24 protein-coding genes and 2 tRNA genes are annotated in these 24,440 nt (G+C 47.8%); 11 read left to right on the top strand and 15 right to left on the bottom strand.

All coding sequences use genetic code 11. The features are described from left to right. Window positions 1-59 precede the first annotated feature (59 nt). Window positions 60-608, bottom strand: a complete 549-nt coding sequence (hpt, locus tag O3C43_16755) for a hypoxanthine phosphoribosyltransferase (GenBank protein ID MDA1068139.1) — start codon at window positions 606-608, stop codon at window positions 60-62. A gap of 123 nt (window positions 609-731) precedes the next feature. Between hpt and O3C43_16750 the strand changes: the two genes are divergently transcribed. Together O3C43_16750 and O3C43_16745 are read left to right on the top strand one after the other, a co-directional pair. Next, window positions 732-1,802 (top strand): ABC transporter ATP-binding protein, encoded by a 1,071-nt coding sequence (locus O3C43_16750; GenBank protein MDA1068138.1) that lies wholly within the window; start codon window positions 732-734, stop codon window positions 1,800-1,802. 21 nt (window positions 1,803-1,823) lie between these two features. After that, window positions 1,824-3,443: an ABC transporter substrate-binding protein gene (locus O3C43_16745; GenBank protein ID MDA1068137.1), complete on the top strand. Its 1,620-nt coding sequence runs from the start codon at window positions 1,824-1,826 to the stop codon at window positions 3,441-3,443. Window positions 3,444-3,464: 21 nt separating this feature from the next. On the opposite strand, the gene rpe is transcribed toward O3C43_16745, so the two are convergent. The 7 genes from rpe to O3C43_16710 all read right to left on the bottom strand — a co-directional run bounded on the left by rpe (window position 3,465) and on the right by O3C43_16710 (window position 9,453). Next, window positions 3,465-4,112, bottom strand: a complete 648-nt coding sequence (rpe, locus tag O3C43_16740; GenBank protein MDA1068136.1) for a ribulose-phosphate 3-epimerase — start codon at window positions 4,110-4,112, stop codon at window positions 3,465-3,467. Window positions 4,113-4,116: 4 nt separating this feature from the next. Continuing rightward, complete coding sequence (gene lptE / locus O3C43_16735; GenBank protein ID MDA1068135.1) at window positions 4,117-4,629, bottom strand: LPS assembly lipoprotein LptE; 513 nt, start codon at window positions 4,627-4,629, stop codon at window positions 4,117-4,119. Between the two features lie 289 nt (window positions 4,630-4,918). Continuing rightward, the gene (locus O3C43_16730; protein MDA1068134.1) at window positions 4,919-6,010 is read right to left on the bottom strand and encodes a tetratricopeptide repeat protein; all 1,092 of its coding nucleotides are present in this window, start codon (window positions 6,008-6,010) and stop codon (window positions 4,919-4,921) included. Further along, entirely contained in the window at window positions 6,001-6,999 is a 999-nt protein-coding gene (locus tag O3C43_16725; protein ID MDA1068133.1) for a ketoacyl-ACP synthase III, read from the bottom strand. The genes O3C43_16730 and O3C43_16725 overlap by 10 nt, the downstream gene beginning before the upstream one ends. Before the next feature lie 46 nt (window positions 7,000-7,045). Then, a complete protein-coding gene (gene plsX, locus O3C43_16720; protein MDA1068132.1) occupies window positions 7,046-8,110 on the bottom strand; it encodes a phosphate acyltransferase PlsX in 1,065 nt (354 codons plus the stop codon). A gap of 35 nt (window positions 8,111-8,145) precedes the next feature. Then, window positions 8,146-8,325 (bottom strand): 50S ribosomal protein L32, encoded by a 180-nt coding sequence (rpmF, locus tag O3C43_16715; protein MDA1068131.1) that lies wholly within the window; start codon window positions 8,323-8,325, stop codon window positions 8,146-8,148. 111 nt (window positions 8,326-8,436) lie between these two features. Then, window positions 8,437-9,453 (bottom strand): undecaprenyl-diphosphate phosphatase, encoded by a 1,017-nt coding sequence (locus O3C43_16710; protein MDA1068130.1) that lies wholly within the window; start codon window positions 9,451-9,453, stop codon window positions 8,437-8,439. A 90-nt stretch (window positions 9,454-9,543) separates the two neighbouring features. On the opposite strand from O3C43_16710, the gene trpD reads away from it, so the two are divergent. The 8 genes from trpD to O3C43_16670 all read left to right on the top strand — a co-directional run bounded on the left by trpD (window position 9,544) and on the right by O3C43_16670 (window position 17,412). After that, complete coding sequence (trpD, locus tag O3C43_16705; protein ID MDA1068129.1) at window positions 9,544-10,590, top strand: anthranilate phosphoribosyltransferase; 1,047 nt, start codon at window positions 9,544-9,546, stop codon at window positions 10,588-10,590. Continuing rightward, window positions 10,587-11,927 (top strand): phosphoglucosamine mutase, encoded by a 1,341-nt coding sequence (glmM, locus tag O3C43_16700; GenBank protein MDA1068128.1) that lies wholly within the window; start codon window positions 10,587-10,589, stop codon window positions 11,925-11,927. Before trpD ends, glmM begins: the two co-directional genes overlap by 4 nt. Before the next feature lie 3 nt (window positions 11,928-11,930). Continuing rightward, window positions 11,931-12,569, top strand: a complete 639-nt coding sequence (locus O3C43_16695; GenBank protein ID MDA1068127.1) for a hypothetical protein — start codon at window positions 11,931-11,933, stop codon at window positions 12,567-12,569. Window positions 12,570-12,586: 17 nt separating this feature from the next. After that, on the top strand, window positions 12,587-13,489 hold the full coding sequence (locus tag O3C43_16690) for a phosphatidylserine decarboxylase (GenBank protein ID MDA1068126.1): 903 nt from the start codon (window positions 12,587-12,589) through the stop codon (window positions 13,487-13,489). A 756-nt stretch (window positions 13,490-14,245) separates the two neighbouring features. Next, window positions 14,246-15,121: a glutaminyl-peptide cyclotransferase gene (locus tag O3C43_16685; protein MDA1068125.1), complete on the top strand. Its 876-nt coding sequence runs from the start codon at window positions 14,246-14,248 to the stop codon at window positions 15,119-15,121. Window positions 15,122-15,328: 207 nt separating this feature from the next. Further along, complete coding sequence (locus tag O3C43_16680; GenBank protein MDA1068124.1) at window positions 15,329-15,568, top strand: hypothetical protein; 240 nt, start codon at window positions 15,329-15,331, stop codon at window positions 15,566-15,568. Window positions 15,569-15,754: 186 nt separating this feature from the next. Then, complete coding sequence (locus tag O3C43_16675) at window positions 15,755-16,930, top strand: ATP-binding protein (protein ID MDA1068123.1); 1,176 nt, start codon at window positions 15,755-15,757, stop codon at window positions 16,928-16,930. A 242-nt stretch (window positions 16,931-17,172) separates the two neighbouring features. Continuing rightward, window positions 17,173-17,412 (top strand): DUF1272 domain-containing protein, encoded by a 240-nt coding sequence (locus O3C43_16670; GenBank protein ID MDA1068122.1) that lies wholly within the window; start codon window positions 17,173-17,175, stop codon window positions 17,410-17,412. A 28-nt stretch (window positions 17,413-17,440) separates the two neighbouring features. On the opposite strand, the gene O3C43_16665 is transcribed toward O3C43_16670, so the two are convergent. The 7 genes from O3C43_16665 to pyrH all read right to left on the bottom strand — a co-directional run bounded on the left by O3C43_16665 (window position 17,441) and on the right by pyrH (window position 23,922). Beyond that, window positions 17,441-17,525: transfer RNA gene (locus tag O3C43_16665), tRNA-Leu, on the bottom strand. A 77-nt stretch (window positions 17,526-17,602) separates the two neighbouring features. Continuing rightward, window positions 17,603-18,478, bottom strand: coding sequence for a DNA glycosylase (locus O3C43_16660; protein MDA1068121.1), 876 nt, complete (start codon window positions 18,476-18,478; stop codon window positions 17,603-17,605). Further along, on the bottom strand, window positions 18,471-18,923 hold the full coding sequence (locus tag O3C43_16655) for a hypothetical protein (GenBank protein ID MDA1068120.1): 453 nt from the start codon (window positions 18,921-18,923) through the stop codon (window positions 18,471-18,473). Before O3C43_16655 ends, O3C43_16660 begins: the two co-directional genes overlap by 8 nt. A gap of 60 nt (window positions 18,924-18,983) precedes the next feature. Then, window positions 18,984-20,990, bottom strand: a complete 2,007-nt coding sequence (locus tag O3C43_16650) for an ATP-dependent helicase (protein ID MDA1068119.1) — start codon at window positions 20,988-20,990, stop codon at window positions 18,984-18,986. A gap of 339 nt (window positions 20,991-21,329) precedes the next feature. Next, on the bottom strand, window positions 21,330-22,442 hold the full coding sequence (gene proB, locus O3C43_16645; protein MDA1068118.1) for a glutamate 5-kinase: 1,113 nt from the start codon (window positions 22,440-22,442) through the stop codon (window positions 21,330-21,332). A gap of 158 nt (window positions 22,443-22,600) precedes the next feature. After that, complete coding sequence (gene frr / locus O3C43_16640) at window positions 22,601-23,158, bottom strand: ribosome recycling factor (protein MDA1068117.1); 558 nt, start codon at window positions 23,156-23,158, stop codon at window positions 22,601-22,603. Between the two features lie 26 nt (window positions 23,159-23,184). Continuing rightward, window positions 23,185-23,922 carry a UMP kinase gene (pyrH, locus tag O3C43_16635; protein ID MDA1068116.1) on the bottom strand — a complete coding sequence of 246 codons (738 nt, stop codon included), beginning with the start codon at window positions 23,920-23,922 and terminating at the stop codon, window positions 23,185-23,187. Between the two features lie 174 nt (window positions 23,923-24,096). Between pyrH and O3C43_16630 the strand changes: the two genes are divergently transcribed. After that, a tRNA-Gln gene (locus O3C43_16630) sits at window positions 24,097-24,171 on the top strand. Window positions 24,172-24,440 lie beyond the last annotated feature (269 nt).

The raw sequence follows: 24,440 nt of genomic DNA, 5'->3' as shown, positions 1-24,440 counted from the left end.
TCCCGTTGGTAATTTTGGAGATCAGGTGATTTTCCTTTTTCACGCTTTTGATTCGATCCTTAAACAGCAGCTACCGACTGAAGCTCGGGCTTGAGAACACCGATTACCGGAATATTCCTGTAACGACCGGCGAAATCGAGTCCGTAGCCTACCACAAATTTATCTGGAATGGTAAACCCTACAAAGTCTGCGTGGTAATTTACGCTGCGTGTGACTTGCTTTTCCAAAAGCATGCAGGATCGAATGCTGGCTGGATTGAGCGCTGAAAGTATGTCTACCACCTTCGAAATTGTTTTTCCAGTATCCAGAATATCGTCGATGATCAATACGTGCCTGCCCGCTACATCCAGCTTGATGTTGTCTAACACTTGAGGAGCTACCTCAGGAGTCATCGAGTTGCGGTAACTGCTGACCCTGATGCAATCCAGTCGGACAGGGCTGGTGATTGTGCGGAGAAGATCAGCGGTAAAGATGATCGCGCCATTGATGATGGATATTACTGAAATCTCCTCATCACCATAAAGATCAGAAATCTCTTTTCCCATTTCACGGGTGCGTTGGCGTATCGCTTCTTCAGTTATCAGGATGTCGTCTAGTTCTTTGTACATGATTGAAAACGGTTTTTGTGACAACTTTCCACAAGTAGGACAATGCCTCACTTTAAATTGTGAATAAGTTTTAGCTTTCAACTGGATTACGATCTCCTAGGGTGAAATCACTGATCCCATAAAATGATATCCATAGAGGTTAGGAGTCTTTCAAAATCCTTCGGTGATACTGTCGCCTTGGACGCTATAGATCTAAAAATTGAACCCGGTGAGTTGTTCTTTTTGTTGGGTCCAAGCGGTTGTGGAAAGACCACGCTGCTTCGTGCCCTGGCGGGGTTTAATACGCCCGAAATTGGAGACATTTTTTTTGGCGCGGAAAAAGTAAATGACCTGCCACCGCATAAGCGAAACACCGGGATGGTTTTCCAAAGTTATGCGCTGTGGCCGCACATGACGGTGGCCGACAACGTGGCTTTCGGGTTAAAAGAGCAGAAACTCCCAAAGGCGGAAATTAAGGCGCGCACTCAAGAAGCCTTGGCTGCGGTTATGATGGCTGACTATGGAAATCGAAAACCCAATCAACTTTCTGGTGGGCAGCAGCAACGGATTGCCTTGGCACGGGCGCTCGTTGTAAGGCCGCGCTGCCTTTTGCTGGATGAACCGTTATCGAATCTGGATGCGAAGCTGCGCAACGAGATGCGGATTGAGATCCGGCGCGTCTGCAAAGAGTATGAGTTGACTACAGTGTATGTGACCCATGATCAGAAAGAAGCCCTTTCTATTGCTGATCGATTGGCTGTCCTCCGAAGAGGTAAAATTCTTCAGGTTGGTACCCCGCAAGCGGTCTATCGTCGTCCGCAAAGTCGATTTGTGGCCAACTTTATTGGGGAAGCAAACTTCATTAGTGGCACGGTAGTCGATACGGGTGGTGGCATGGCTGCTATCAAAACCGAGCTTGGAGTATTGAGCGGTACTCTGGCCCAATCAGCCGTGGATCTGGAGGCGGGAATGCAAGCCACCTGTGTGATTCGTCCTGAAAGCTTGAAGATTGAAACTTATCAGACCGAGGAAAATTGTATTCCAGGTAAGGTCGGTGATGCCACCTATTTTGGCGAAGTTGCACAGTATCAATTTGATTGCGGTGATGTGCCTTTGAAAGTGTTTGAATTGAATCCGCGGTTCATGTGGGGAGATAGGGGCCAGCAACTCTTCGTATGGGCTGACTCCGAGGATGTGGTTGTGCTGAAAGACTGAGTAAGAACTGAATTAAGATCTGTGACCAAAAATATAGTCATCATCTCCTTACTCACCCTTGTTGTTGGGTTACCTTTCCTGTTTCGCAACAAGGAGGAGGTGGCCGCACCTGGGACTGCATCGGTGATTATTGTGACCCCGCACAATGAATCCATCAGGCATGAGTTCGGACGAGGATTTCGGGAGTGGTACCGGGAAAAGACTGGGAAGGATGTGGTTGTCGATTGGCGTGTGCTTGGCGGAACCAGTGAAATAGCGAGGTATTTACAAGGGGAATACACGGCCGCCTTCAGGAGTCATTGGACCAATGATCTGGGCAACAAATGGAATACTGAAGTGCAGGTGAGTTTTGCCGATCTCAGTCAAGTATTCGACAACACTCCGAACGACGATACCGTAAAGGAACGAGCCAGGCGTGCATTTCTTGAATCAGAAATATCATGCGGAATTGATGTGTTCTTTGGTGGTGGAAACTATGACCATAATCGGCAGGCCCAAATTGGTAATACCGTCGCGAGTAAACTTTTTGAAACACATCCTGATTGGTTTGGAGAAGGCGGAATTCCTGAATTGTTATCGGGTGAACGGTACTGGGATCCCGAAGGCCGTTGGATGGGTTCCGTGCTTTCTTCCTATGGAATGATTTATAATTTGGATTCGCTGAATCGATTAGGAATCGATGAGCCACCGCAGCATTGGTGGGACCTGGAAGATCCCAGGCTTTTCGGTGAAGTGGCTGTTTGTGATCCCACCAAAAGTGGATCTATCACTCAGGCATTTGAGATGATAATTCAGCAGCAAATCCAGATTCGATTGGCTGAGTTTAAATCGGCCGGGCATTCTCCAGAAGAAGCAGAAGCACTTGCGGTTCGTGTTGGTTGGGAGTCGGGCCTTCGTTTAATTCGACGCATCTCCGGTAATGCTCAATACTTTACTGATTCTTCGATGAAACCCTCTATCGATGTATCTTTGGGGCAAGCGGCTGTAGGAATGACTATCGATTTCTACGGAAAATTTCAGGTTGAGTCTGTGGATTCCCGGGCAGCCTTACATCGCCTCGGGTTCGTAACGCCCAAGGGCGGGTCGACCATTTCAGCTGATCCCATTTCTTTGTTGAGAGGTGCACCCAATAAAGAACTTGGCGAAGCATTCCTGGAATTTGTTATGTCTTTGGAAGGGCAAAAATTGTGGAGCTTTAAAGCCAATCCTCAACAAGAAGGAGCTCCTCACCGGTTTTCCCTGCGGCGGACGGCGATTCGGCCGGATATCTATTCACCAGCCAACATGCCTTTAATGTCCGATCCGGATTATCAACCTTTCGAACGAGCTTCTGAATTCTCTTATCACGCTGAATGGACCAATCCTTTATTTAGTGAGATTCGATTCTTAATTCGGGTGATGTGTTTGGATTTACATCCTGAATTAAAAGAGGCTTGGGCTGCCTTGCTGGAAAACAAATTTCCTGCGGAAGCGACCAGGGTCTTCGATGACATGTCGCTCATCTCTTATGATGCTGTTTTCGAAAAATACGCTCCTACTATTGGATCAGGTAATCCGGAAGCTGAAGTAGTATTGGCCCGCGAATTGGGAACCCTGTTCAGGAATCAATATAAAGAAGTGCTGCGCCTTGCCCATAATTGAGTGCTCATTCCTGATCGCGTATTATCTTACAAGTTCTAAAAGTGCTTTTCTTAGCTCAGGCTTGAAGAACGCTGTGCCAGCTACGAATGTGTCAATTCCCGCTTCCATACAAAGTGGGAGAGTTGTTGAATCGACTCCTCCGTCTACCTCTATGCGAAATGTGAGAGATCGCTCTTTCCTCATTTCAGAAAGCACCTTCGTTTTTTGTAAAACTTTGTGCTGGAACGATTGACCACCAAAGCCTGGTTGTACGGTCATGGCTAGAACGAGATCCACCTTATCAATGAATGGTTCAACTTCTTCCACGGGAGTGCCGGGATTGAAGACTATTCCGTTTTGGCAACCAAGTTCGTGGATCGTGGCCAAGGTTTTGAGAATATCGTAATCAGGTTCTACATGGATACTAATCAGATTCGCTCCTGCTTTCGCAAACGCTTCTACGTAAAGCTGTGGATTATCCAGCATGAGATGCACATCGAAAAACAAGTCTGAAGTTCTACGAAGTGCGGCTACAATCTCAGGGCCAAAGGTGAGGTTCGGGACAAAGTGCCCGTCCATTATGTCGATGTGAGCCCACGAAAGTCCGGACTGTTTGATCGTAGCAACTCCATCAGCCAGGCGAGCATGGTCGCTGGCAAGTATCGAAGGTGCTAGAATCGGCGTATTCATTTTCCTACCAAACTTGAAGTACCTCGTTCTCTATGGCTTCAGCCAGTTTCTTACTCAGGAGAGGAATCGCGTTGGTCTCTGTCGAGGTCTGTCCTGAATCGAGAAAAATATCCAAAGTCACGGAGACCTCGCGATTTAAGAAATAGGGGCTCTCTTCAGTTAAATTTATTAGATCGCACGAAGCGGTTAGGGTTAGCGCATATTTGCGTGCGAGCGCGGTATCTTGGGAATTAGTGGCAATCGTTTGGCGCTCATACCCACTTAATGTGACGTTGAGTTTGGCTTCAGTGCCGGTGCTTTCTACCTGTACCTTACCGCTCTTGATAAATACTTCCCTAAGGTCGTGATTGACGACTTGGTTAATTTGAGGTGCCTGGCTTTCATTAATGACCGGGCTAATTTGAATCGATGAAAAAGGCACCATAGTTCCGTCTCCAGCTTGATAGGAGGCGCATCCATAAAACAGCCATTCGACGGCTAGAGCTGTCACGATTAGAAGTTTTTTCGCTAAGGACATAAATTTGAAATTAGTTTCTGATAGGAATTATCCCTGTTTCGTGATTGGAGTTTATCATATCAGTTTGAGAAAGACTCCTTCTTTTCTTCACCTTTTTGCAAACTTTCCTCGATACCTGCGATCATTTCTTTTCGGTTTAAGATTCATGAAGCCCGGTGCTTCAATTTCTATCACCCCTCCGGCTTTGAGAGGCAGAATCCATTCGACTCAGCCTAAATGTTGGCTTCCTCAACACAATGCTTCCAATACGGGTAGTCAGGCAGCACCAAATAAAATGAAACACAGTTGCTTACCTGAGCTTCTTAGGATCGGTCTCGGTCACTCCCTCGTCATTTGATGTTGGGACAAAAGAATCTTTTAAGATGATACCGGCTTTCTCAGCATACGCTTTAATCTTGGCATCGATTTGGGCGATCAACTTCTTCGCTCTTTCTGCCTCAGGAGAGTTGGGCGCGGTGGTAATTGCTTCGTTATAAAATACTTTGGACGCAACCGGGTCCTTCCGTTTTTTCCAATAAAAGTCTCCTTTTATCAACTGACTTTGTGCTTCGATTCCTAGCATTCTAGCCAGGCCATCTTCACCTTCCTTAACCTTTGGATGATCAGGAAATAGAATTAAGAAATCCTCAAAGTAATTTATCGCTTCTCTGGTAGCACCTTGATCGTATTCCGGACCGTCGACCAATCTGGAAAACGCTGACGCAAGCATCAGATAGGCGTCTCCGGCCAACATACTATCAGGATAATTGTTTATCAATCTGTCCAAGGAATCGAGAGCGTAGATGTCGTTTTTTAAGGCAATATGCAATTCTGCTGCTTTCATGAGTGCCATGGGAGCGTATTCGCTGAATGGGGCATTCGAAACCATGGTTTCATACATGACAATCGCACGGTCGTAGCCTTTAAATCCTGGAAGCAATCCCCAAAAATATTTGGCTCGTTTCCCGTCGTATAAATCCGTCGCAATACTAAATTGAAGGCGGACAACGGTGGTGTATTTCTCGTAATCCGGGTAACCCAGAATGATAGTTGTCAGTGCGTTAAAGCCTCTTCGAAAAGAATTGCGATCGTGTTCCACCAAGGCCGTTTGGTATAAGGATTCGGGCGCAAAAATAGATCCCGGGTAGCGGTCCCATACACGGCGGTACATCTTAATCGCCTTTTTGTGCTTTCCACGCTCATGTGCTTCTCGAGCAACATTCATCAATTTGCGAATATCCTCAAACTCTTCAGGATCACCGATGAAAGCCCTGGAGCGGTCACCTACCAGTTCCCATCCTGTAGTAGGGTTCCACACAATTTCGGCCTTCAAGGTGCCTTGTAAAAAGGTCAGCAATCCAACCAGATAAATCCATTTCAATTTCTGCATAATCAATGCCATTTTATAAGTGTTGAGCCCCAGGTTAATCCAGCTCCGAAAGCCACCAATAGCACATAATCACCCGACTTAATGCAACCTTTTTGCCAGGCTTCATCCAGGGCAATAGGTACTGAAGCGGCTGAGGTATTACCATAACGGTCTACATTCACAAAAAACTTTTCATTTGGGATTTTAATAGAGCGGGCCAGGGCATCGATGATTCGCAAGTTAGCTTGGTGCGGGATAATCAGGCTTATATCTTCAGGCTTAAGGTTATGCCTTTCGAGCATGATGATAGCAGACTGTTCCATCCATCGTACTGCAATTCTGAATATTTCCCGGCCATTCATCTTTATAAAATGCTGTCCTTGGGCCAATGACTCGGTACTGGTCGGGATCGCACTACCTCCACCTGGTAAACAAAGTAATTCTGGATTTGATCCATCGTTGCCACTGTAGCAATCGATTATCCCGTGACTGGTGTCCTCCGTTTTGCTCAGGACCACTGCTCCGGCTCCATCTCCAAATAAGACGCAAGTACCCCGATCGCTCCAATCAAGGAGGGGGGACATTTTTTCAGCACCGATAACCAAAGCATGTGCGTAAGAATTGCTCCGCATCATATTTGAAACCACTTCCAGTGCGTATAAAAACCCTGAGCAAGCTGCCGACAGGTCAAAACTGGTTACCATCCGTAGACCCAATCGATGTTGGATCAAAGATGCAGTTGAAGGAAAGTTCATATCCGGACTCAGGGTAGCTACAACAATCAGGTCGATTTGATGCGGCTCAATGTTTGCTGCTTCCATTGCAGCTCGGCCTGCTTTTGCACCCATCGTGGAAGTCACCTCTCCATCTGGTGCAAAGCATCTTTCACGAATACCTGTACGTGAGGCGATCCATTCATCCGATGTATCCACACGGGTAGATATTTCCTCGTTTGTGACGACTGTGGTTGGTGTATAGGAACCGGTTCCTGCTATGATTACCCCCGGGGCTGTACAAGACATAAGCTGCAAATTAGATAGATTCGGTCATTCTCTGTCTAGGTCTATTTTAGACCTCGGCAGTCTCATTTAATAGAGCGATGCTTTTAGTTACATCCTCCCGGATCAGGTGGTTCATATCCTTCCGAATAAACTCCGAAGCAATTGTCAGGGCACCTTCAATGGCATAACGATTGCTGGATCCGTGGGCTTTCAAAACATCGCCATTCAATCCCAGCAGGGGAGCCCCACTGTAGCGTTCAGGGCTCAGTTGATGTTTCATTGCCTTATAAGCCCCTTTGCTCATCAGTGCGCCCATTTTACGAAGGGGATTGGCGTTGAGCTCCTGTTCGAGAAAGCTGGTAATAGTGGCAAATAATCCCTCGCAGGATTTGAGTAAAACATTGCCTACAAAGCCATCACATACAGCAACGTCAATGCCATCACTGAACAGCTGAAATCCTTCAACCGGGCCCTGGTAATTAATTAGTGGCCCCAATTTTTTCAAGAGTTGATGCGTTTCGTTAATAAATTCTGTTCCTTTACCCTCCTCGGTACCGATGGAAATCAATCCCACGCGTGGGTTTTCAATACCCAGTGCTACTTTGCAGTAGTTTTTCCCAAGGATCGCATTGCTCACCATGTTCTCAGGTGACGGATTGGGATTGGCTCCTGCGTCGATCAGAACCCAATGCTTGGTTTGATTGGGAATGATGACCCCCAGAGCTGGACGGGCTATGCCTGGAATGGTTCTCAGTTTCAGGGTTCCACCGGCCATCAGGCTTCCGGTGTTTCCGCAACTTAGGACTACTTTGGCTTCCCCTTCTTTAACCAGCTCAATCGCCCGGACCATGGATGAATCTTTTTTCGCCTTCAGTGATTTGAGCGGTTTTTCACCCATTTCGATAACCTGAGAGGCGTGGAACACGCGAATTCGAGGATTCTTGGACAGTCCCTGCTCTTCCAAATGCTGGCGGATTGTGGATTCATCGCCCACGAGTATAAACTGCTCGGGCAAATGTTTCAGGCTGGTGAGAGCCAGAGCAATTCCTACGATAATCTCTCCTGGACCCAAATCTGAGCCCATGACATCTACTGCTATCGATGCTTTAGGTGAACCTGTCTCTTCAGCCATAGGGCGGTGAAAGTGGAGTAGCAGGTTCTCCTGGATTATACTTCGATATCAAGAACCTGACGACCACGGTACATCCCATTGGCAGGATTTACGCGGTGAGGTCGGAAAAGTGTATCGTCAGTGTTATCCTTTGATAATTCAGGGGCTTTAAAGCGATTGGCTCCGCGACGTAGGCGGCTGCGTTGCTTAGACTGTTTGCGTTTTGGATTAGCCATGGTGGTTCGAAAATTAAAGAGTTTTTTCTAGTCCCCGGATTTTGGGAAACGCATGTAAATAGGGGTCGGTTTTCTGTGGGTCAAGTACGCTTTGGATAATAATAGTATCTCCTACACGTAGAATACCACTGCCAGGACTACCGCCAGAACGATACGGTAGTAGCCGAACACGGCTAATCCGTGCTTCCCCACGTAGTTAACCATCCATTTTACAGCGATGGCGGCAGAAACAGCCGCAATTAGGCAGCCGAGGAGTGGCATCCACCATCCGAATGCGTCCGTGATGGGCAGACCCACCTTGTATCCTTTATAAATAGAAGCCGCTGAAAGAGTGACCAAACCTAGCAGAAAACTAAATTCTGCAGCTTTATTCGGTGACAATCGCACCAGATAACCCGCAATAATGGTCATCATTGAGCGGCTGGTCCCTGGCCACAACGCAACGCATTGCAAGGCTCCAATAAACACGCATTGTTTTAGCGTCAGTTCGTGAAGGTCCGGCCCAAGGTCGTCTTTGACTTGTTTGCGATGCCACCGGTCTACGATTAATATGGCAACCCCTCCTATAAAAAGAGCCAATACAACCGGTAAGTTTCCAAATAGGTAACGATCAATAAGATCCTTAAAGAGTAAACCAAGTACCGCGACCGGGATGAACGCTACCATCAGGTTTCTCAGAAGGAGAATACCGTTTCGGTCTTTCCCCAGGATGCCGAACAGAATGGTCAGAAGACGGTTCCAGTATAGGACTACTACCGCAGCGATTGCACCGAATTGAATAATGATGAGGTAATTGTTTATACCCACTTCAAGCGTTAATGGAATCCCGGCGGGATTTTCAGCCGAAGGCTTTTCCAGGAAAACTACCTTCCCGGATTTATCCGTCAGGACCGTATCGTCTGATAATTCAAGAAAGTGAGCGGTTAGAATGAGGTGTCCTGTAGAAGAAATTGGCAGATATTCGGTAATTCCCTCTACCAATCCCAGGATGCTCACTTCAAACAGGCCCAATTCCGCAGTTTCAAGCGTTTCTATGTTTGAATCCTCCTGAGCGAATGCAAACGAGCTAACAAGAATCAGAACGCTGAGTAGTCTAAGTGGGAAATTCCAGGAATGTGTATTTTTCAAAGCAGGACTTGAGTTCGGAGATTCTGTTCGGCAGCTTGAAACTCCCATGATTGGACTCGCAAGGGTAAATTTCCTATCTTTTAGAATATTATGAGTGTCTTAGAGAATTCTTTGCCGGAACTCAAAGCAGGTAACCCGCTTGAGTTTATTCAGGCCGAAGCTGCGGCCAATGAGTTGGCTTCTGCTGAAATCCCATCTGAGGTCAAAAAGGCCTTTTTAGTTGCTCTCAATGAGAAGGGCGAAACACCAGCGGAAGTTGCCGGATTTGCTGCCGCTTTTAGGCGACTGGCAATTAAGCCGCGTCTGGAGGATTACGCGGATGAAGCAATCGATGTTTGCGGCACAGGAGGCGACAAGTCTCACAGCTTCAACATATCGACGGTGGTCACACTGATTCTAGCGGCATCCGGCGTAAAAGTATTTAAGCACGGCAATCGATCGATCACTTCAAAATGCGGATCAGCGGAATTACTTCAGGCGCTCGGAGTAGAGTTTCTTACGGACCCCAAAGCCCTGCGCAAAGCTCTGGAAGCTTTGAACTTTGTTTTCTTTTTCGCTCCTGCTTTTCACCCGGCCTTTAAAGAGATAATGCCGGTGCGGCAGGCGTTGGCGCAGGAAGGGCACCGCACGATTTTCAATATTCTGGGACCGATGATAAATCCTGGTTCACCAGCCCATCAACTCACGGGAGTATTTGCCGGAGCTTGGGTAAAACCACTTGCAGAAGCATTCCACACACTCGGACTCAAGAATGGGATGTTGGTTCACACCGTGCTTGATGATACTCGTGGCATGGACGAACTTGCTTGCTGCGGCACTCCAAAATCTGCCGGCTTCGGTTCCTCCTGGGAAACGACGGTTGATTGGAATTGGGAGAACCTCGGCTTAGCTTCTTGTTCCGAGGAGAGCCTGAAAGGAGGAGACCTCGATTTTAATGTGCAGCTGCTGCATGATTTACTTGAAGGTAAGGCACCTAAAGGACTGGAAGACACAGTCGCTCTGAATGCCGGAGTGGCGTTTTCTATCCTTGGGAAGGTTGATTCTATTAAAGGCGGGATAGAACTGGCTAAGGAGCAGATGCTCGGTGGCGCGGTAAAAACCCACCTGACGGCTATCCGCGAATTCTTCGCTTCATGAATCGAAAGTACTTTGGTACGGACGGAGTAAGGGGCGAGTACGGTGCCTCTCTGCTTACAGACGCTTTTGCTTATCGGCTCGGCAAGGCAGTGGGTCGTTGGATACTGAATACGGTTGATAGCCCAACTATTGTCATCGGCCGAGACACCCGCGAATCGGGTCCTGCCCTGCGCGATGCACTCGCAGCCGGTTTTCTGGATGCTGGTAACTGTCGGATTGTAGACCTCGGTGTTATACCAACTCCGGCAGTGGCCGTTTATGTGCGAAATGTTCAAGCTAGTCTCGGAGTAGTCATTACCGCCTCCCACAATCCGGCTAAAGATAACGGGATTAAGTTTTTCAATTCGGCGGGATTAAAATTATCTGACGACGTTGAGTTGGAAATTGAAGCCCACATCGATACTATTAAAGAACCGGATACGATCACACCTCCTTTCATCGAAGAAGCAGTCGATAGTTCCGCCGGCTACCTGGATCTTCTTCAACCCGTCTTGCCACCTGCTTCGCTAAGCGGCCTCAAGATCGTCGTGGATACTGCCAACGGTGCAGCGCATAAAACGACACCAGCATTGCTGCTACATTTGGGGGCTGAGGTCATTGTCCTGGCAAATGAACCGGACGGAATGAATATCAACCAGGGAGTAGGTAGTCAGTATCCGGAGCATTTATCCCGACAGGTCCTGGAGCACCATGCGAATCTGGGCATTGCTCATGATGGGGATGCAGATCGTATTTTGGCCTGCGATGAAAATGGGAAAGTCCTGGATGGCGATACCCTCCTTTGTATCCTCGCTCTCCACGAATTGAAAAAAGGGCGACTCAATAACAATACCCTGGTCGCAACCCGGCAAAGTAACCTGGGCCTGGGTCGTGCTTTGAAGCAAGTAGGTGGACACCTGGTGAAGACTGATATTGGTGATAGGTACGTGTTGGAAGAGATGCTCAAATCAGGTTACAATCTTGGTGGTGAGAACTCAGGACACATTATTTTCTCTGATATTAATCCGGCTGGAGACGGGTTGCTTTCTGCACTTAAATTATTCTCCGTCATGGTTGAAGAAAAAAAGCCAATTTCTGAATTGCGATCATGCCTGGAATTATTCCCTCAAAAAACTGGGGCAATTTTGGTGAACGAAAAACCAGACTTGGAGGATATTCCTGAGATTCAAGATACACTCGCATCTCTTAAAAGTGAGATGGGGGACTCCGGAAGAGTCTTATTGCGTTATTCAGGGACAGAACCCAAAATTCGACTCTTGATTGAGGGTGAAAGTGCTGCCCAAGTGAATCATTGGTACCAGGTGCTTGAAACTCAAATACGGCAAAGCCTGACATAAGGGATGAAGGAATTAGCGATACACGAGCTGGACGAACGCCTGCAGAAGCAAGTTCAGCAAGCACGGCACGCGTTAACCAAGGGCGGTTTGGAGTTTGTTTTGCAAGTGTCTGTTGAATTACTCAAAAAACATCCTTCCGCCTATGAAGTTAGAGGACTGTTATGGGAAGCTCTGCGATCAACGCTTCCTCGAAATCCTTCGCTTGCGGAACGTTTGCGCCATAAAGCGGACGGTTTACAATTTATGTTTTCCACCCGGTCGTTGTTAAAAAAAGACCCGTTGGAATTGATACACCGCTGCGACGAAGCACTGCTCAGGAAGCAACTTTATCCCGAGTTGTTTCTGGCCCTTGAAAAAGCAGGGAGAGCTCTGGGGTGGATAGAAAATCAGGTGCTTGCCTGCCGTGCTTTGATCGAGTTGGAACCCGGCCTCTGTGCGCATCGACTCTCGTTGGCGAAGAATTTACTGGAAGCAAAACGACCCCTTGAGGCGATTGAGCAACTCGAGTGGACACTTGCTAAAGAACCTACAAACGGTGAGGCTCAAACACTTTTAAAGAATGCCTCCGTTGCTGAGACCCTTCAGCGGGGCAATTGGGAAGACACCACAACCAATTTTCATTCCAAATCCAAAGACGGTTAACAAACCAGTCATAACCCATGAAGGAGGGCATCACCCAAATCCGGTATTATAACCGACTATCTGGTAAGATCGAAGATGAGAAGATCTACGGTGAAGCTGCGCTTCGTTGGGCCTATTTTAATCCTGTTGGAAAGATTATTACTCACTTCATCGTTAAGAATCCCCTGGTCTCCCGTTTGTATGGTTGGCTGATGGATCGTCCGGGGAGCCAAAAGAAAATTCAGCCGTTTCTCGAACAGTATAAAGTGGATACCGGCGAGTTTCTTGAGCCGGCGGATTCCTTCCCTCATTTCAACGCTTTCTTTTATCGTAAATTAAAGCCGGAAAGTCGACCGATTGATAACCATGAAGTGAGTGTCTCGTTTCCTGCGGACGGCCGCCACCTGGCGGTGGAGAATATTCAGACCGCTGATACATTCTACGCAAAAGGGCAGGTATTTTTCATCGAGCTGCTAATGGTTGGCACACCCTACGGCCATTCCTTTGAAGGCGGCAGTCTTTTGATTTCGCGATTATGCCCGGTCGACTACCATCGTTTCCATGCACCCTTTTCCGGCGAGGTTATGAAACCTATTATGGTTGGCGAATCCTTGTATTCAGTTAGTCCCCTGGCTCTTTCTCAGAAATTGGATTACCTGATAAACAACCGTCGTTGGATTATTCCTTTCAAATTGGAATCTGGAAAACTCGCCGCGCTTGTTGTTATTGGAGCGACCTTCGTTGGTAGTGCCGAATTCACCTACAATCCCGGATTCGTTAAAAAAGGCCAGGAGCTCGGTTTCTTCAGATTCGGTGGCTCCTGCGTCGTAACCGCTTTCCCACATGGATCAGTTATCATAGACCCCGGCTTGTTGGAGCACTCACGGCAAGGGATGGAATCCTACGATAAAATGGGACGACCGTTTGGGATCCTTTGCTAGTTGGGAGTTTTAAGCTCCTAAAAACCAGAGTATAAGCTTTGATCTTGCCGCTTTGATTGAGTCCATTTCACACTTACCTCAGTTATGCACTCCCAATTATTTTCCTCAATTCCTCAACCCGGTTATTTGCTATTTGAGTCGTGCTTTATAACAGTGTTGAAGAAGAAAACATAAGCACGGAGGTCTTGGAGCAGCATAGCCGCAACCAAAGTTTAACCTAACCACAGATTACTCAGATAGGCACAGAAATGGTAATGATTCCTTAACCACGAATGGACACCAAGTGACGAATCATGAGGTAGGGACCGATCGCCGACTGTGTCGGGTCGAAGCTTTCAGCGTAGCCTGAGCGGTCCGATATCCTGAAGGGTTCAAAGCATTTTTCTAAACGGAAAAAAGATACAAATTTTAACCACCAGTCTTCGCCAAGGCTACGACACGGCACGGCTGATGACACTGATGAAAAAAGACCAAATTATTCGTGGTTAGCTTATGCGGTTTCGGATTTCGGGTCTGATTCTGTCATAAAGAAAGGAACGTATTTTAATACTGGCGCGTGGTTAATCGCGAAGTTCGTTGTGAAGAGTTGGGATATAAAAACGTTGCTTTAAAAACAAGATTCTACCGGATAGTAGTACTAAGACACGGAGAAAAAGCATAAATGGTTATTCCCGCAATCCCTCCGTGTCCTCTAGCGACCTGTCCTTCATAGCTCTGAGCGTCGTGGGAAGCGGGTGGTAAAATGAAAAGAGAAGTATGATTCAGGAATCCAAATCGGTTTTACGTTCATCAATAGCCTACGTGAGAAGTGCAAATGGAAATTCGTGCTGGATCGGACTGCTCATAACGCTTGCGTTTGGGCTTTCGTTGTCTGGATGCGCGAAGCACAGCGATAGCGGGGAAGCGAGTATTCCACCATCGCTCCCGGAAACAGTATCTTACTACACCTATGAAGTGATTAACGCTTGGCCACACGATCCCGAGGCTTTCACCCAGGGACTTTTATTTCACCAGGGCAGCTTGCTCGAGAGCACAGGGCTGAATGGCAAGTCGAGTCTGCGCGAGGTCGATTGGCAAACCGGCCGGGTTAAAAAGCAGGTTTCGGTGCCCGACCGGTATTTCGCCGAGGGTCTCACAGTGATCGACGGGAAGGCCTACCAGCTTACGTGGCGGAATCAAAAGGGATTCATTTATGATGCCGATACCTTTCAAGTGTTGGGCGAGTTTTCCTACCAAGGCGAAGGGTGGGGCCTGACCACCGACGGGAACGTTCTTATTCTCAGCGATGGCACGAATCAGATCCGGTTTCTCGATCCGACGACCTTCTCTGTTGTACGCACCATCAAGGTGCAGCATGATGGAAAGGCCGTCGATAACCTGAATGAGTTGGAGTTTATCCACGGCGAAATATTCGCGAATATTTGGCAGACCAACCGCATTGTGAGGATCGACCCTTCGACTGGCAGTGTTCGCGGCGTGATCGACCTGAGGGGTCTACTCGCGGTATGGCACCGACGACCAAATACTGATGTGCTTAATGGCATCGCCTACGATAGGAAGAGCGATCGGTTGTTCGTAACCGGAAAAAATTGGCCGAAACTTTTCGAAGTTCGACTGAAGCGTATACCTTGATTGGTACCGCCAAAAAGGGGTACGAGATTAATGAAAGAAAGCGCCAAAAAGGTGCCGAGCCTGGTTGTTTAGTTTAGTGTTTTATTGTAAATTTGCTCTCTATCACAAACAGCTTGGGTTACTACCTTTTCCGCGTTCTCAATCAATCCTCCCGTTCCAAAAATCAATTCCGTTTGTATCTGAAGTCAAATTGCACTAATCAGCAAGGTGCGTCCCCATTTTCGTGCGCGTCCCCATTTTCGTGCGCGCGCCATCGCGCTGGCTTGGTTCGGACACTTGGACAAAGCGGTGGCAGAATTTAAACGGCTTATTAAAATCCCCAGCCCGTTCAACGTGCACATGATGCGCCACTGCCTCGACTTCTGGCCGCTGCGCGACCACCCCGGTTTTCAGGCCATCCTCAATGACCCGGCTAACAGTAAACCGATGGTTCTGGATAAGCTATGAGTGAAAAGGAGAAACAGGATGAAGGCTGAAATAGTCAAACCCACCCCTTCGACAGGACTTCGGCGAGCTCAGTCGAGTCGCTCAGGACGGCGGGTCTCGCCTCTTTTTGAAAGAAGCTGATCCCAGACGTTATCAAGCCAGAAAATCTACCTTGCAATTTGAAACTTTAACTTTCAATTTGCAATAATGATCAAAAGGGCGCTCGAAGCAAAATTGGTTGAGGCATTATCAGAATCTCCGGCTGTCGCGCTACTGGGATCAAGGCAGGTTGGTAAAACTACCCTGGCTCTGGGTCTTTCGAAAAAGTCCTTTAATAAAGACATCGTTTATCTGGATCTGGAACTCGATTCCGATTTGGCAAAATTCAGTGATGCGGAAGCTTACCTGGGACGTTTGGAAAACAAATTGGTGATTATCGATGAAGCCCAGCGGGCACCAGAGCTCTTTCGCCTGTTGCGCGGTCTCATTGATGTCCGAAAACGAAAAGGTGAGAAGGCAGCCCAATTTCTTTTGTTAGGATCCGCTTCCCGGGATTTGCTCCAGCAGACATCAGAATCGCTAGCCGGGCGAATACGGTTTTTGGAACTCAGCCCTTTTACGGTCGAGGAAGTGAAGGATTCAACCTTCGACCTGGAAAGGCTCTGGTTGCGCGGAGGTTACCCGGATAGTTTCTTGGCTAATAGCGAGGACGCGAGTTGGGATTGGCGTATCAATTTTATAAGCACTTATCTCGAGCGAGATATTCCGCTCATGGGACCTAAGGTGCCTGCGGCTCGGATGAAACGATTCTGGACTATGCTGGCTCATGTGCACGGGCAGCAATTGAATTTGTCGAATCTTGGGAAAAGCCTTGAGACTAGCCATACGACTATCAGGAACTATCTCGACTTGTTGACGGACTTTTACATGATCCGTCAGATTCCGCCTTGGGCAGGCAACACGAAAAAGCGATTGGTCAAAGCCCCCAAGGTATATATTCGAGATAGTGGCTTGCTGCACACACTTTTGAATACGCCTGATTTGGAATCGTTGCTGGGGCATCCCATCCTTGGAGCCAGTTGGGAAGGCTTTGTGGTCGAAAACATTCTATCGAGACTTTCGTCGAAGTGGTGCTATAGCTATTACAGAACCTCCGCCCAGGCAGAATTGGATCTGGTGCTTGAAGGCCCCCTCAATCAGAGAGTCGCGATTGATATCAAGCGATCGGTCGCGCCCAAAATCACCAAAGGGTATCATTTTGCCTGCGAAGATCTGAAGGCTACGCAAAAGGTTGTGATCTACGCGGGAACCGAAACGTTTCCAATAAGTGGCGGGATAGAAGCTATGGGTATCAAGACTTTCTTAAATAGCTTAGATCATTAAATGTCTGGGTGGTAACCAAGCGGGTCAAGGTAACCAAGCGGGTCAATGTTCATATTTCATATCAAAGAATGGGTTGGATTGGGATATCTTTCTCGAGGTGTTTCGTCTCAAGTTTTCATTAAAACAGTTTTTAATTCCGAAGGCCCGCGGTACGACTGACACATCGGTTACAACCTGACCCCTGACTCTTCAACTGAATTGTGTTTGAAAACACTGTTATGGAAAATTAGAGAAATCAGATCATGCTAGAATTACGACCAAACTGTGAATGTTGCGATAGGGACCTGCCACCAGATTCTCTGGAAGCTATGATTTGCACTTTCGAATGCACTTTTTGCCAGACATGTGTAGAGTCCGTATTGAATCACAAATGCCCAAATTGCGGAGGTAACTTTTCTAAGCGCCCGATCAGACCTGAAAAGCACCTGATCAAAAACCCCGCATCGAAGATCAGGGTTTTAAAGAAATTAAGATGTACTTAATCGATTTGCGTAACAAGTCGATGAAGCATGGTACCTGGGAGGGGGGTCGAACCCCTACGCCTCGCGGCACTGGATCCTAAATCCAGCGTGTCTACCAATTCCACCACCCAGGCATAGGTAATAACGGTGAACCCGGTGTTCCGGGCCATTGGAAAGGTGGAAAGGTAGGTTTGAAGAATTCGAATGCAAGCTATTTTCTGCCCGCTTTTCTCTCCCAGCTAAAGATGAATTGTTGGGCGAGTCCGGCGTAAGCGCCGAAGTGTGTTCTCCCGAAGTGCGATACCTGTTTTGCGTTCCAATCGTTGAGTTGATACCGGTGCTGCATGGCCTTTAAAATCCAGGTGTCGACTGGAAATGCTTCGAGTTTTTGGTAACCAAAAAGCAAGGTGCAATCGGCTATTTTTTCACCTACTCCCGGCAAAGCGCAGAGTGTTGTCTTGGCGGTTTCGTAGTCTTTAGACTCCAGGTTTTTTAGGAGCTTTGGATCTTCGTGTAAGATGTCTGCGGTCTTTTTAATGTTCTTGGCGCGAAAGCCAAATTTACATTCCCGGAGTGCTGTTTCCTCAATGTTGCACAGCTGATCCCAGGTGGGTAATGATTTTTGCTTCCCGGAAATCTCCGATCCAAAACGTTTACGGATGAGGCTAAGCATTTCCTTGATCTGAACAATCTGTTTGGTGGCGCTGCAGAGAAAACCCAGTAGCGTTTCATCGCTTGGCTGGTTTAATATCCGCAATGCAGGAAAGCATGCCATGCACTTCTCAAGATGCGGATCGCTGCGCCAGGGCAAGGTGTCGTAGTATCGCTGATACGTGCTGTCTGTTCCTATGTATTTGCCGAATAGAGCGTCGGCCTCGTCAAAGAGATGGGGATGTGTCGCCCAGAAGATTTTGTTGGGGTTTTCCCAGCGGACGCGATAGGGGAGATGCGAAACCACACCTTCGTAGGTTCGGTCATCGGTCGCTTCCCAACAAAAAGCCTGCCCACCATCCAAAGTTTCTTTGAAAGAATCCAGGTCGGGATGCCAGTCTTTGTAATGCTGCCAATCCGACCAGTTGTTAGTCATCTCCCCAGAGGAAGCTGGTCGCTGATTCGATGGTATTACCGCCTGTTCCGATAACGGATAGTTTGTAGGCAACCGGCGGTTTGAGTTTTTCACCCCAGATTCCGCCGGTCAGTCCCAGAAAGATGGGCTGCTTGGCAGCAATGGGCGTATCAGCTTTAAATAAGTAGTCTTTTGGTTCCTTCGCTCCAAACTCATAGACTTCGAGTTTGAAATGGTCGATGGAGTGATTTCCTGAAAGTTGGAAGGTAACGTAATGGCCGGTCCGGTGATCTGAATCGGAGCGAATGATGATTCGATTTCCCGAAACTTCCACGCCGTCGAAATACTCGGAGATACGAGTAAACGATTCTTCTTCGTAATATTTCTGCTCTAGAAAATCGATGGAGCCAAACCCGAGTGTTACTGAGGCAAGTAAAACGGATAAAACTGAGCGCAATAGATTCATAGTGTTAGAGAGTAAGAAATCTTAGGGAGAGTCAATGTTCCCTGCGATGGTTCATCTGTCCTACCACGAGCTATACCTCTTGAGTCGAACGACTTCGTAGAGATCCGGATTCACACGTTGAATGAAACGACTCGGATTCATGAAATTGGTGTTGCCGCCAAACTGCGTCATGCGGGGCGAAGTCATGTAGAGCTCGTCCATAGCCCGGGTTGCAGCGACGTAGAAGAGCCGTCTTTCTTCGTCCAGGTCCCCACGGTCGATGGCCCGCTTTATGGGGAAGAGTCCGTCCGAGCAGCCTAGAATAAATACGATAGGAAATTCCAAGCCTTTGGCCTGGTGAACCGTGGTCAGACGTAATTGATCAGCATCGGGATCGATGGATTTTTGCGACGTGTCCGAATTCATAAGAATCAACTGCGAGAGAAGCTCCTGCAGGTCGTTAAATCGTTGCGCGAACCCGATCAAGCTTTGGAGATCATCCATTCGCTGAAGGTAATTGGGGTAGAGGGTTTTAATGTAATCCGAATACCAACCGTCCACTGCGAGGGATACCACATCTGCTGGTTTGTCCGTAGCCGCCGACTTTGAAATCGCCTGGACGGTGGCTGCCAGGGATTCCCAAAGGTCGCGGGCACCTTTGGGGACTTTTGCAACGACGGCTTTGTTAAGCAGCATGTCCGCGATGTGCTCGCCTGTTGTTTGAGCTTCCATGTAGGCAGTCGCATAAATCTTCTCAGCGGTTTTTTCTCCTACTTTGGGGAGCAGACCAACGAAGCGGTGAAAGGCCATCGAATCGCTGGGATTGTAGGCAAACTTTATTTGGGAAACCAAATCCTTGATGTGGGCTTGTTCAAAGAATTGAACACCACTGGTGATTTGAAAGGGAAGGTGTTGGCGGGTGAGTTCCATTTGTAGATCCACCGCCTGATAATGGGCACGGTAAAGTACGGTAATCTCACTCAATGATCGCCCTTCTTCCAGGAGTGCCTGAATACGTCGAATTACTATCGATGCCTCTTCTCGCCCATCCATCGTTTGAATCATCATCGGCATGATGTTTGGATCCTTTACGGGTTTTAATTCTTTGTAGAACCCGTGACCGGTATCGAACTGGTTGATAATGTCGTTGGCGAAACTGAGAATCTCCGGAGTGCTTCGGTAGTTTGTTTCGATGCGATACAGGGTCGTTTCGTCGTGCGTGTCAGGAAAATGAAGAATGTTTTCGTAATTCGCACCGCGCCAGGAATAGATGCTTTGTGCATCGTCCCCGACCGCCATGATCTGGTTGCGGCTACCTATGAGATCGATGATCTGAGCCTGGATCTTATTGGTATCCTGATACTCATCGACGAGAATATATTGAAATCGATTTTGGTAGTAGTGGGCGATTTGCTCCTGGGTTCTCAGGATTTCCAACCAATAAACGAGGAGGTCATCGTAATCGGCGACCTGCTGTTGTTTCTTCTTGGACTGATAAGCTGCATGGAATTTCTCAAAGTCAGGAATGTACTCCTCGAAATAGGGCGTGAATTGTAACACCGAGTCTTCAAGCGATTGACAGGTATTGCGCGACAAGCTGATGGCATTAGAAATGACCTTTGCTTTCGGGTTGTTCTTGTCCTTTAGAAAGGATGCATCGACTCCGCGGATTACGGAAGTCATCAACGACTCGGCATCTGACTGATCAAGAATCGTGTAATTGGAATTTATCCCTATAGGCTCCCCATGCATACGCAGTATACGCTGGCCGATCGAATGAAACGTCCCTCCCCAAAATGCCCGCCGGGGAACACCGGTAAGGTCTTCTACGCGCGCAAGCATTTCACGTGCGGCCTTGTTAGTAAACGTGAGCAGCAGAATATTGCCCGGATGCACTCCCTTTTCGAGCAAGTATGCCACACGGTAGGTTAGCGTGCGGGTTTTCCCGGAACCTGCTCCAGCCAGCACAAGGGCGGGACCATCCGGTGCTGTCACCGCGGCGTATTGCTCGTCGTTTAATTCGGCACGAAAATCAATCGGAGGATACCCCATTTGTTGTGGTGAGGAAGACCAGCTATCAGAATCCATAAAGAGAAGACGTTACGCATCGATCTTTCGGAGGGAAACAAATTTTCGAGAATCTGCATGAGCCCTTCTATGTGATTCTTTTTGCGGGGAAACTCAAAATCGGCAGCCATTTCGACAAGCTCAAGGAATGCAAGCTGCTACAAATCAAGATTGGGTAGCTGAACTATAGGAAGGGAGCTTGCTCCCGATTCTACCAGGTTCTGTTTATTCTGGGTCCTTCAATGGAATAGGCGGTTTACGCCTCCGGCTATGCCGATCCGCTTGAACCTACAAACGGCATTGCGGGACGCAATGGCCCTACCTTAATCGCACTCCGTGGGTTTTATGTTTTGGAAAAGCTCAGAGTAAGACCAGGTCGTCTCTGTGAATAACATCGAGCTTTTTTTTGTCCGGGAAAGCCTCGGCGATTTCTTCGGATGACTTGCCTCTGATGACATTTATTTCGTCGCTGGAAAATCGGGTGATTCCACGGGCAAAAACTTTGCCTGATTCATCTGCGATTTCAATCAGAGTATCCGCCAAGAACTCGGAATCACAGATTTTAATTCCTTTTGCCAGAAGGCTACCGCCGTGTTTTTGGAGTGCTCTGGCTGCTCCATCGTCTACGAGGATTCTTCCATTCGTTTTTGCAAAGTAGGCCAACCAGCGCTTCTTGCTTTCAAGAGGAACGTCCGAAGGTAAAAAGAAAGTGCCTTCGGCTTTCCCATTTAAAAGATCGACAAGAATATTTTCAGATCGGCCTGCTCCCAAAAAGACGCCACATCCCGAGTGAGTCGCCACTTTGGCTGCTTCGATCTTCGAGGTCATTCCGCCAACAGACGTTTCACTGGAAGTTCCTTTTGCGAGCCCTTCGATTTCTGGAGTAATGGTCTCCACGATCGATATCAATCGTTCATCATTGTCCAGATCGAGTAGTCCCGGGACGGTAGTGAGGATCGCGAGCACTTCGGATTTCGTAATACTTGCGACCAGGGCTGAAAGAATGTCGTTATCGCCAAACTTTATTTCCAGCTCCTCAGCACTGACTGAATCGTTTTCATTGATTATGGGGACGACTCCTTCGCCCAAAAGCGTCTCCATTGTTCGCATAATCGCCAGGTGGCGTTTGCGGCCCCGCACATCATCCCGCGTTAGCAGGATTTGGGCGACGACAATTCCAAAAGGATCGAAGTGTTTTTGCCATGTCTGAGTAAGAATACTTTGCCCTACCGCGGCACAGGCCTGGAGTTTCTCAATCGCTTTGGGCCGTTTTTTCATGCCCAATTTTCCCATGCCCAATCCAACCGCTCCGGAGCTTACGAGAATAACCTGAACCTTTTGTTTGCGCAGCTCGGCAACTTGATGACAAAAGGATCGTACACGCAGCTCGTCCATCTCCCCGTTTCCTGATGTCAGGAGATTGGTTCCCACTTTAACGACGATCCGTCGTGCGTTGGAGAAATGTTTAAGCATGGTCGGTGTGATATTAGATCCGCGGGATGGGAATGGATTTATTGAGAAACGCCAATAAAAAAGCGCCGCTGACGCGGCGCTTTGTAAATGTTTTATCTGTGGCCGGTGTCGATTGCGTTACTACTCCTGACACAAACGACCTGGCTCGTATTAGACGCTTAGATCTGTTGAAGCTCCTGTTCTTTGCCCTTCATGTGATTGTCGATGTCAGAGACGTGTTTGTCGGTGTGTTTTTGAACTTCCTTTTCAGCCAGTTTAAAATCGTCCTCCGAAATATCGCCGTCTTTTTTGGCTTCTTTTAGGAGGTCGAGCGCATCTTTACGTGCATGACGCACACTGATTCTACCATCTTCCGCCATGCGATGGGCCACCTTGACCAGCTCGTTTCGGCGATCACCGCTTAGTTCCGGAATGGGTAGGCGAATAATGTCACCATTGGTAGCGGGATTCAGACCAAGGTTTGAAACTTGAATAGCCTTTTCAATGGGCTGAATAACGGATCGATCCCAAGGTTGGATTTGAATCGTCCTGGAATCGGGTGTGGTAATCGCCGCCATGTCCCGCAGGCGCATGCTGCTACCATAGGCCTCCACCATGATGTTTTCCACCATGGATGGAGATGCTTTTCCTGTATGTAGGGTTGAGAAATCGTGAATAGTGTGGTCAACCGCTTTGGCCATACTTTTTACCATGTCATCTATTATTTCTTTGCTCATAAATCTGGGTCTTGTTGGTTGAGGTTCTAGTGTACCAAGGTGCCGATTTTTTCACCAGATACAGCTTTTTTAATAGCACTTGGATCATTCAAGTCGATTACCATGATCGGAACTTTATTATCCATGCAAAGCGAAAAGGCGGTCGAGTCCATAACCCTTAGCCGTTGGGCCAGGCATTCCATGTAACTCAGCTCATCATACTTGATGGCATCGGGGTACTTCATGGGATCTTTATCATAAATGCCATCCACCTTGGTCGCTTTTAAAATTATTTCGGCTTGAACTTCATTGGCTCTTAAAGCGGCGGTGGTGTCGGTGGAAAAATAGGGATTTCCTGTTCCAGCACCAAAGATGACCAAACGTCCTCGTTCCAGGTGTCGCGTGGCTCGACGAAGGATGTATGGTTCTGCGACAGCATCCATGCGGATGGCGGACAGCACGCGAGTAACCACTCCGAGTTTTTCAAGGCAATCCATCAAAGCCATTGAGTTGATGACCGTGGCCAGCATTCCCATGTAATCGCCTGTGGTTCTTGCGACTCCTTTACCTTCACCCTGGAGCCCGCGGAAGATGTTTCCGCCTCCGACAACGACACCGATTTCAATACCCATATCCCAAATTTCTTTGAGCTGTTTACAGATCCGTAGCAGGATTTGCGGATCGATAGGATCACCCGAATCGGGATTTTTTAATACCTCACCACTCACCTTCAGAATGATGCGTTTATATTTCAGATCGCGTTTGGCGGGCGTGTCGGTTTGCATTAAAACGTTGTTGTAGGTGAATGAGTGTTAGGTCGTCAACCGTTGAAAGGCTCGGATTCATAGCTTTTTTCGCTGTAATGCACCTGTTTTGGGGAAATTAATAACTCGTCCAAGACGTCGTTTTCAGTACTTGACGTGCCAAATAAATATTTCCACGTTACCTGCCTTTATTGTAGCCCGATGGTGTAATTGGTAACACAACTGGTTTTGGTCCAGTCATTCTAGGTTCAAGTCCTAGTCGGGCTGCCATCCTTCGCTTTCACTTCGTTCAAGCTTCGGATGGCACGCCATTGAGCTCACAAAGGAGAACTTGATTCGATTTAAAAATTGCGAAGGATGCCCTTCGTAGCTTTAGCGAAGTAGGGCTTACTGAATTTCGCTTTCACTTCGTTCAAGCTTCGGATGGCACGCCATTGAGCTCACAAAGGAGAACTTGATTCGATTTAAAAATTGCGAAGGATGCCCTTCGTAGCTTTAGCGAAGTAGGGCTTACTGAATTACGTTTATCGATTAGAGAG

This window comes from Verrucomicrobiota bacterium (assembly GCA_027622555.1).
Lineage (GTDB): Bacteria > Verrucomicrobiota > Verrucomicrobiia > Opitutales > UBA2995 > UBA2995.
This window is presented reverse-complemented; position numbering and strand designations above follow the sequence as displayed.

Coding starts and splice junctions, on each gene's coding strand:
- hpt (MDA1068139.1), bottom strand. CDS start 608: ATGTACAAAGAACTAGACGACATCCTGATAACTGAAGAAGCGATACGC.
- O3C43_16750 (MDA1068138.1), top strand. CDS start 732: ATGATATCCATAGAGGTTAGGAGTCTTTCAAAATCCTTCGGTGATACT.
- rpe (MDA1068136.1), bottom strand. CDS start 4,112: ATGAATACGCCGATTCTAGCACCTTCGATACTTGCCAGCGACCATGCT.
- lptE (MDA1068135.1), bottom strand. CDS start 4,629: ATGTCCTTAGCGAAAAAACTTCTAATCGTGACAGCTCTAGCCGTCGAA.
- O3C43_16730 (MDA1068134.1), bottom strand. CDS start 6,010: ATGGCATTGATTATGCAGAAATTGAAATGGATTTATCTGGTTGGATTG.
- O3C43_16725 (MDA1068133.1), bottom strand. CDS start 6,999: ATGTCTTGTACAGCCCCGGGGGTAATCATAGCAGGAACCGGTTCCTAT.
- plsX (MDA1068132.1), bottom strand. CDS start 8,110: ATGGCTGAAGAGACAGGTTCACCTAAAGCATCGATAGCAGTAGATGTC.
- rpmF (MDA1068131.1), bottom strand. CDS start 8,325: ATGGCTAATCCAAAACGCAAACAGTCTAAGCAACGCAGCCGCCTACGT.
- trpD (MDA1068129.1), top strand. CDS start 9,544: ATGAGTGTCTTAGAGAATTCTTTGCCGGAACTCAAAGCAGGTAACCCG.
- glmM (MDA1068128.1), top strand. CDS start 10,587: ATGAATCGAAAGTACTTTGGTACGGACGGAGTAAGGGGCGAGTACGGT.
- O3C43_16695 (MDA1068127.1), top strand. CDS start 11,931: ATGAAGGAATTAGCGATACACGAGCTGGACGAACGCCTGCAGAAGCAA.
- O3C43_16690 (MDA1068126.1), top strand. CDS start 12,587: ATGAAGGAGGGCATCACCCAAATCCGGTATTATAACCGACTATCTGGT.
- O3C43_16685 (MDA1068125.1), top strand. CDS start 14,246: ATGATTCAGGAATCCAAATCGGTTTTACGTTCATCAATAGCCTACGTG.
- O3C43_16675 (MDA1068123.1), top strand. CDS start 15,755: ATGATCAAAAGGGCGCTCGAAGCAAAATTGGTTGAGGCATTATCAGAA.
- O3C43_16670 (MDA1068122.1), top strand. CDS start 17,173: ATGCTAGAATTACGACCAAACTGTGAATGTTGCGATAGGGACCTGCCA.
- O3C43_16660 (MDA1068121.1), bottom strand. CDS start 18,478: ATGACTAACAACTGGTCGGATTGGCAGCATTACAAAGACTGGCATCCC.
- O3C43_16655 (MDA1068120.1), bottom strand. CDS start 18,923: ATGAATCTATTGCGCTCAGTTTTATCCGTTTTACTTGCCTCAGTAACA.
- O3C43_16650 (MDA1068119.1), bottom strand. CDS start 20,990: ATGGATTCTGATAGCTGGTCTTCCTCACCACAACAAATGGGGTATCCT.
- proB (MDA1068118.1), bottom strand. CDS start 22,442: ATGCTTAAACATTTCTCCAACGCACGACGGATCGTCGTTAAAGTGGGA.
- frr (MDA1068117.1), bottom strand. CDS start 23,158: ATGAGCAAAGAAATAATAGATGACATGGTAAAAAGTATGGCCAAAGCG.
- pyrH (MDA1068116.1), bottom strand. CDS start 23,922: ATGCAAACCGACACGCCCGCCAAACGCGATCTGAAATATAAACGCATC.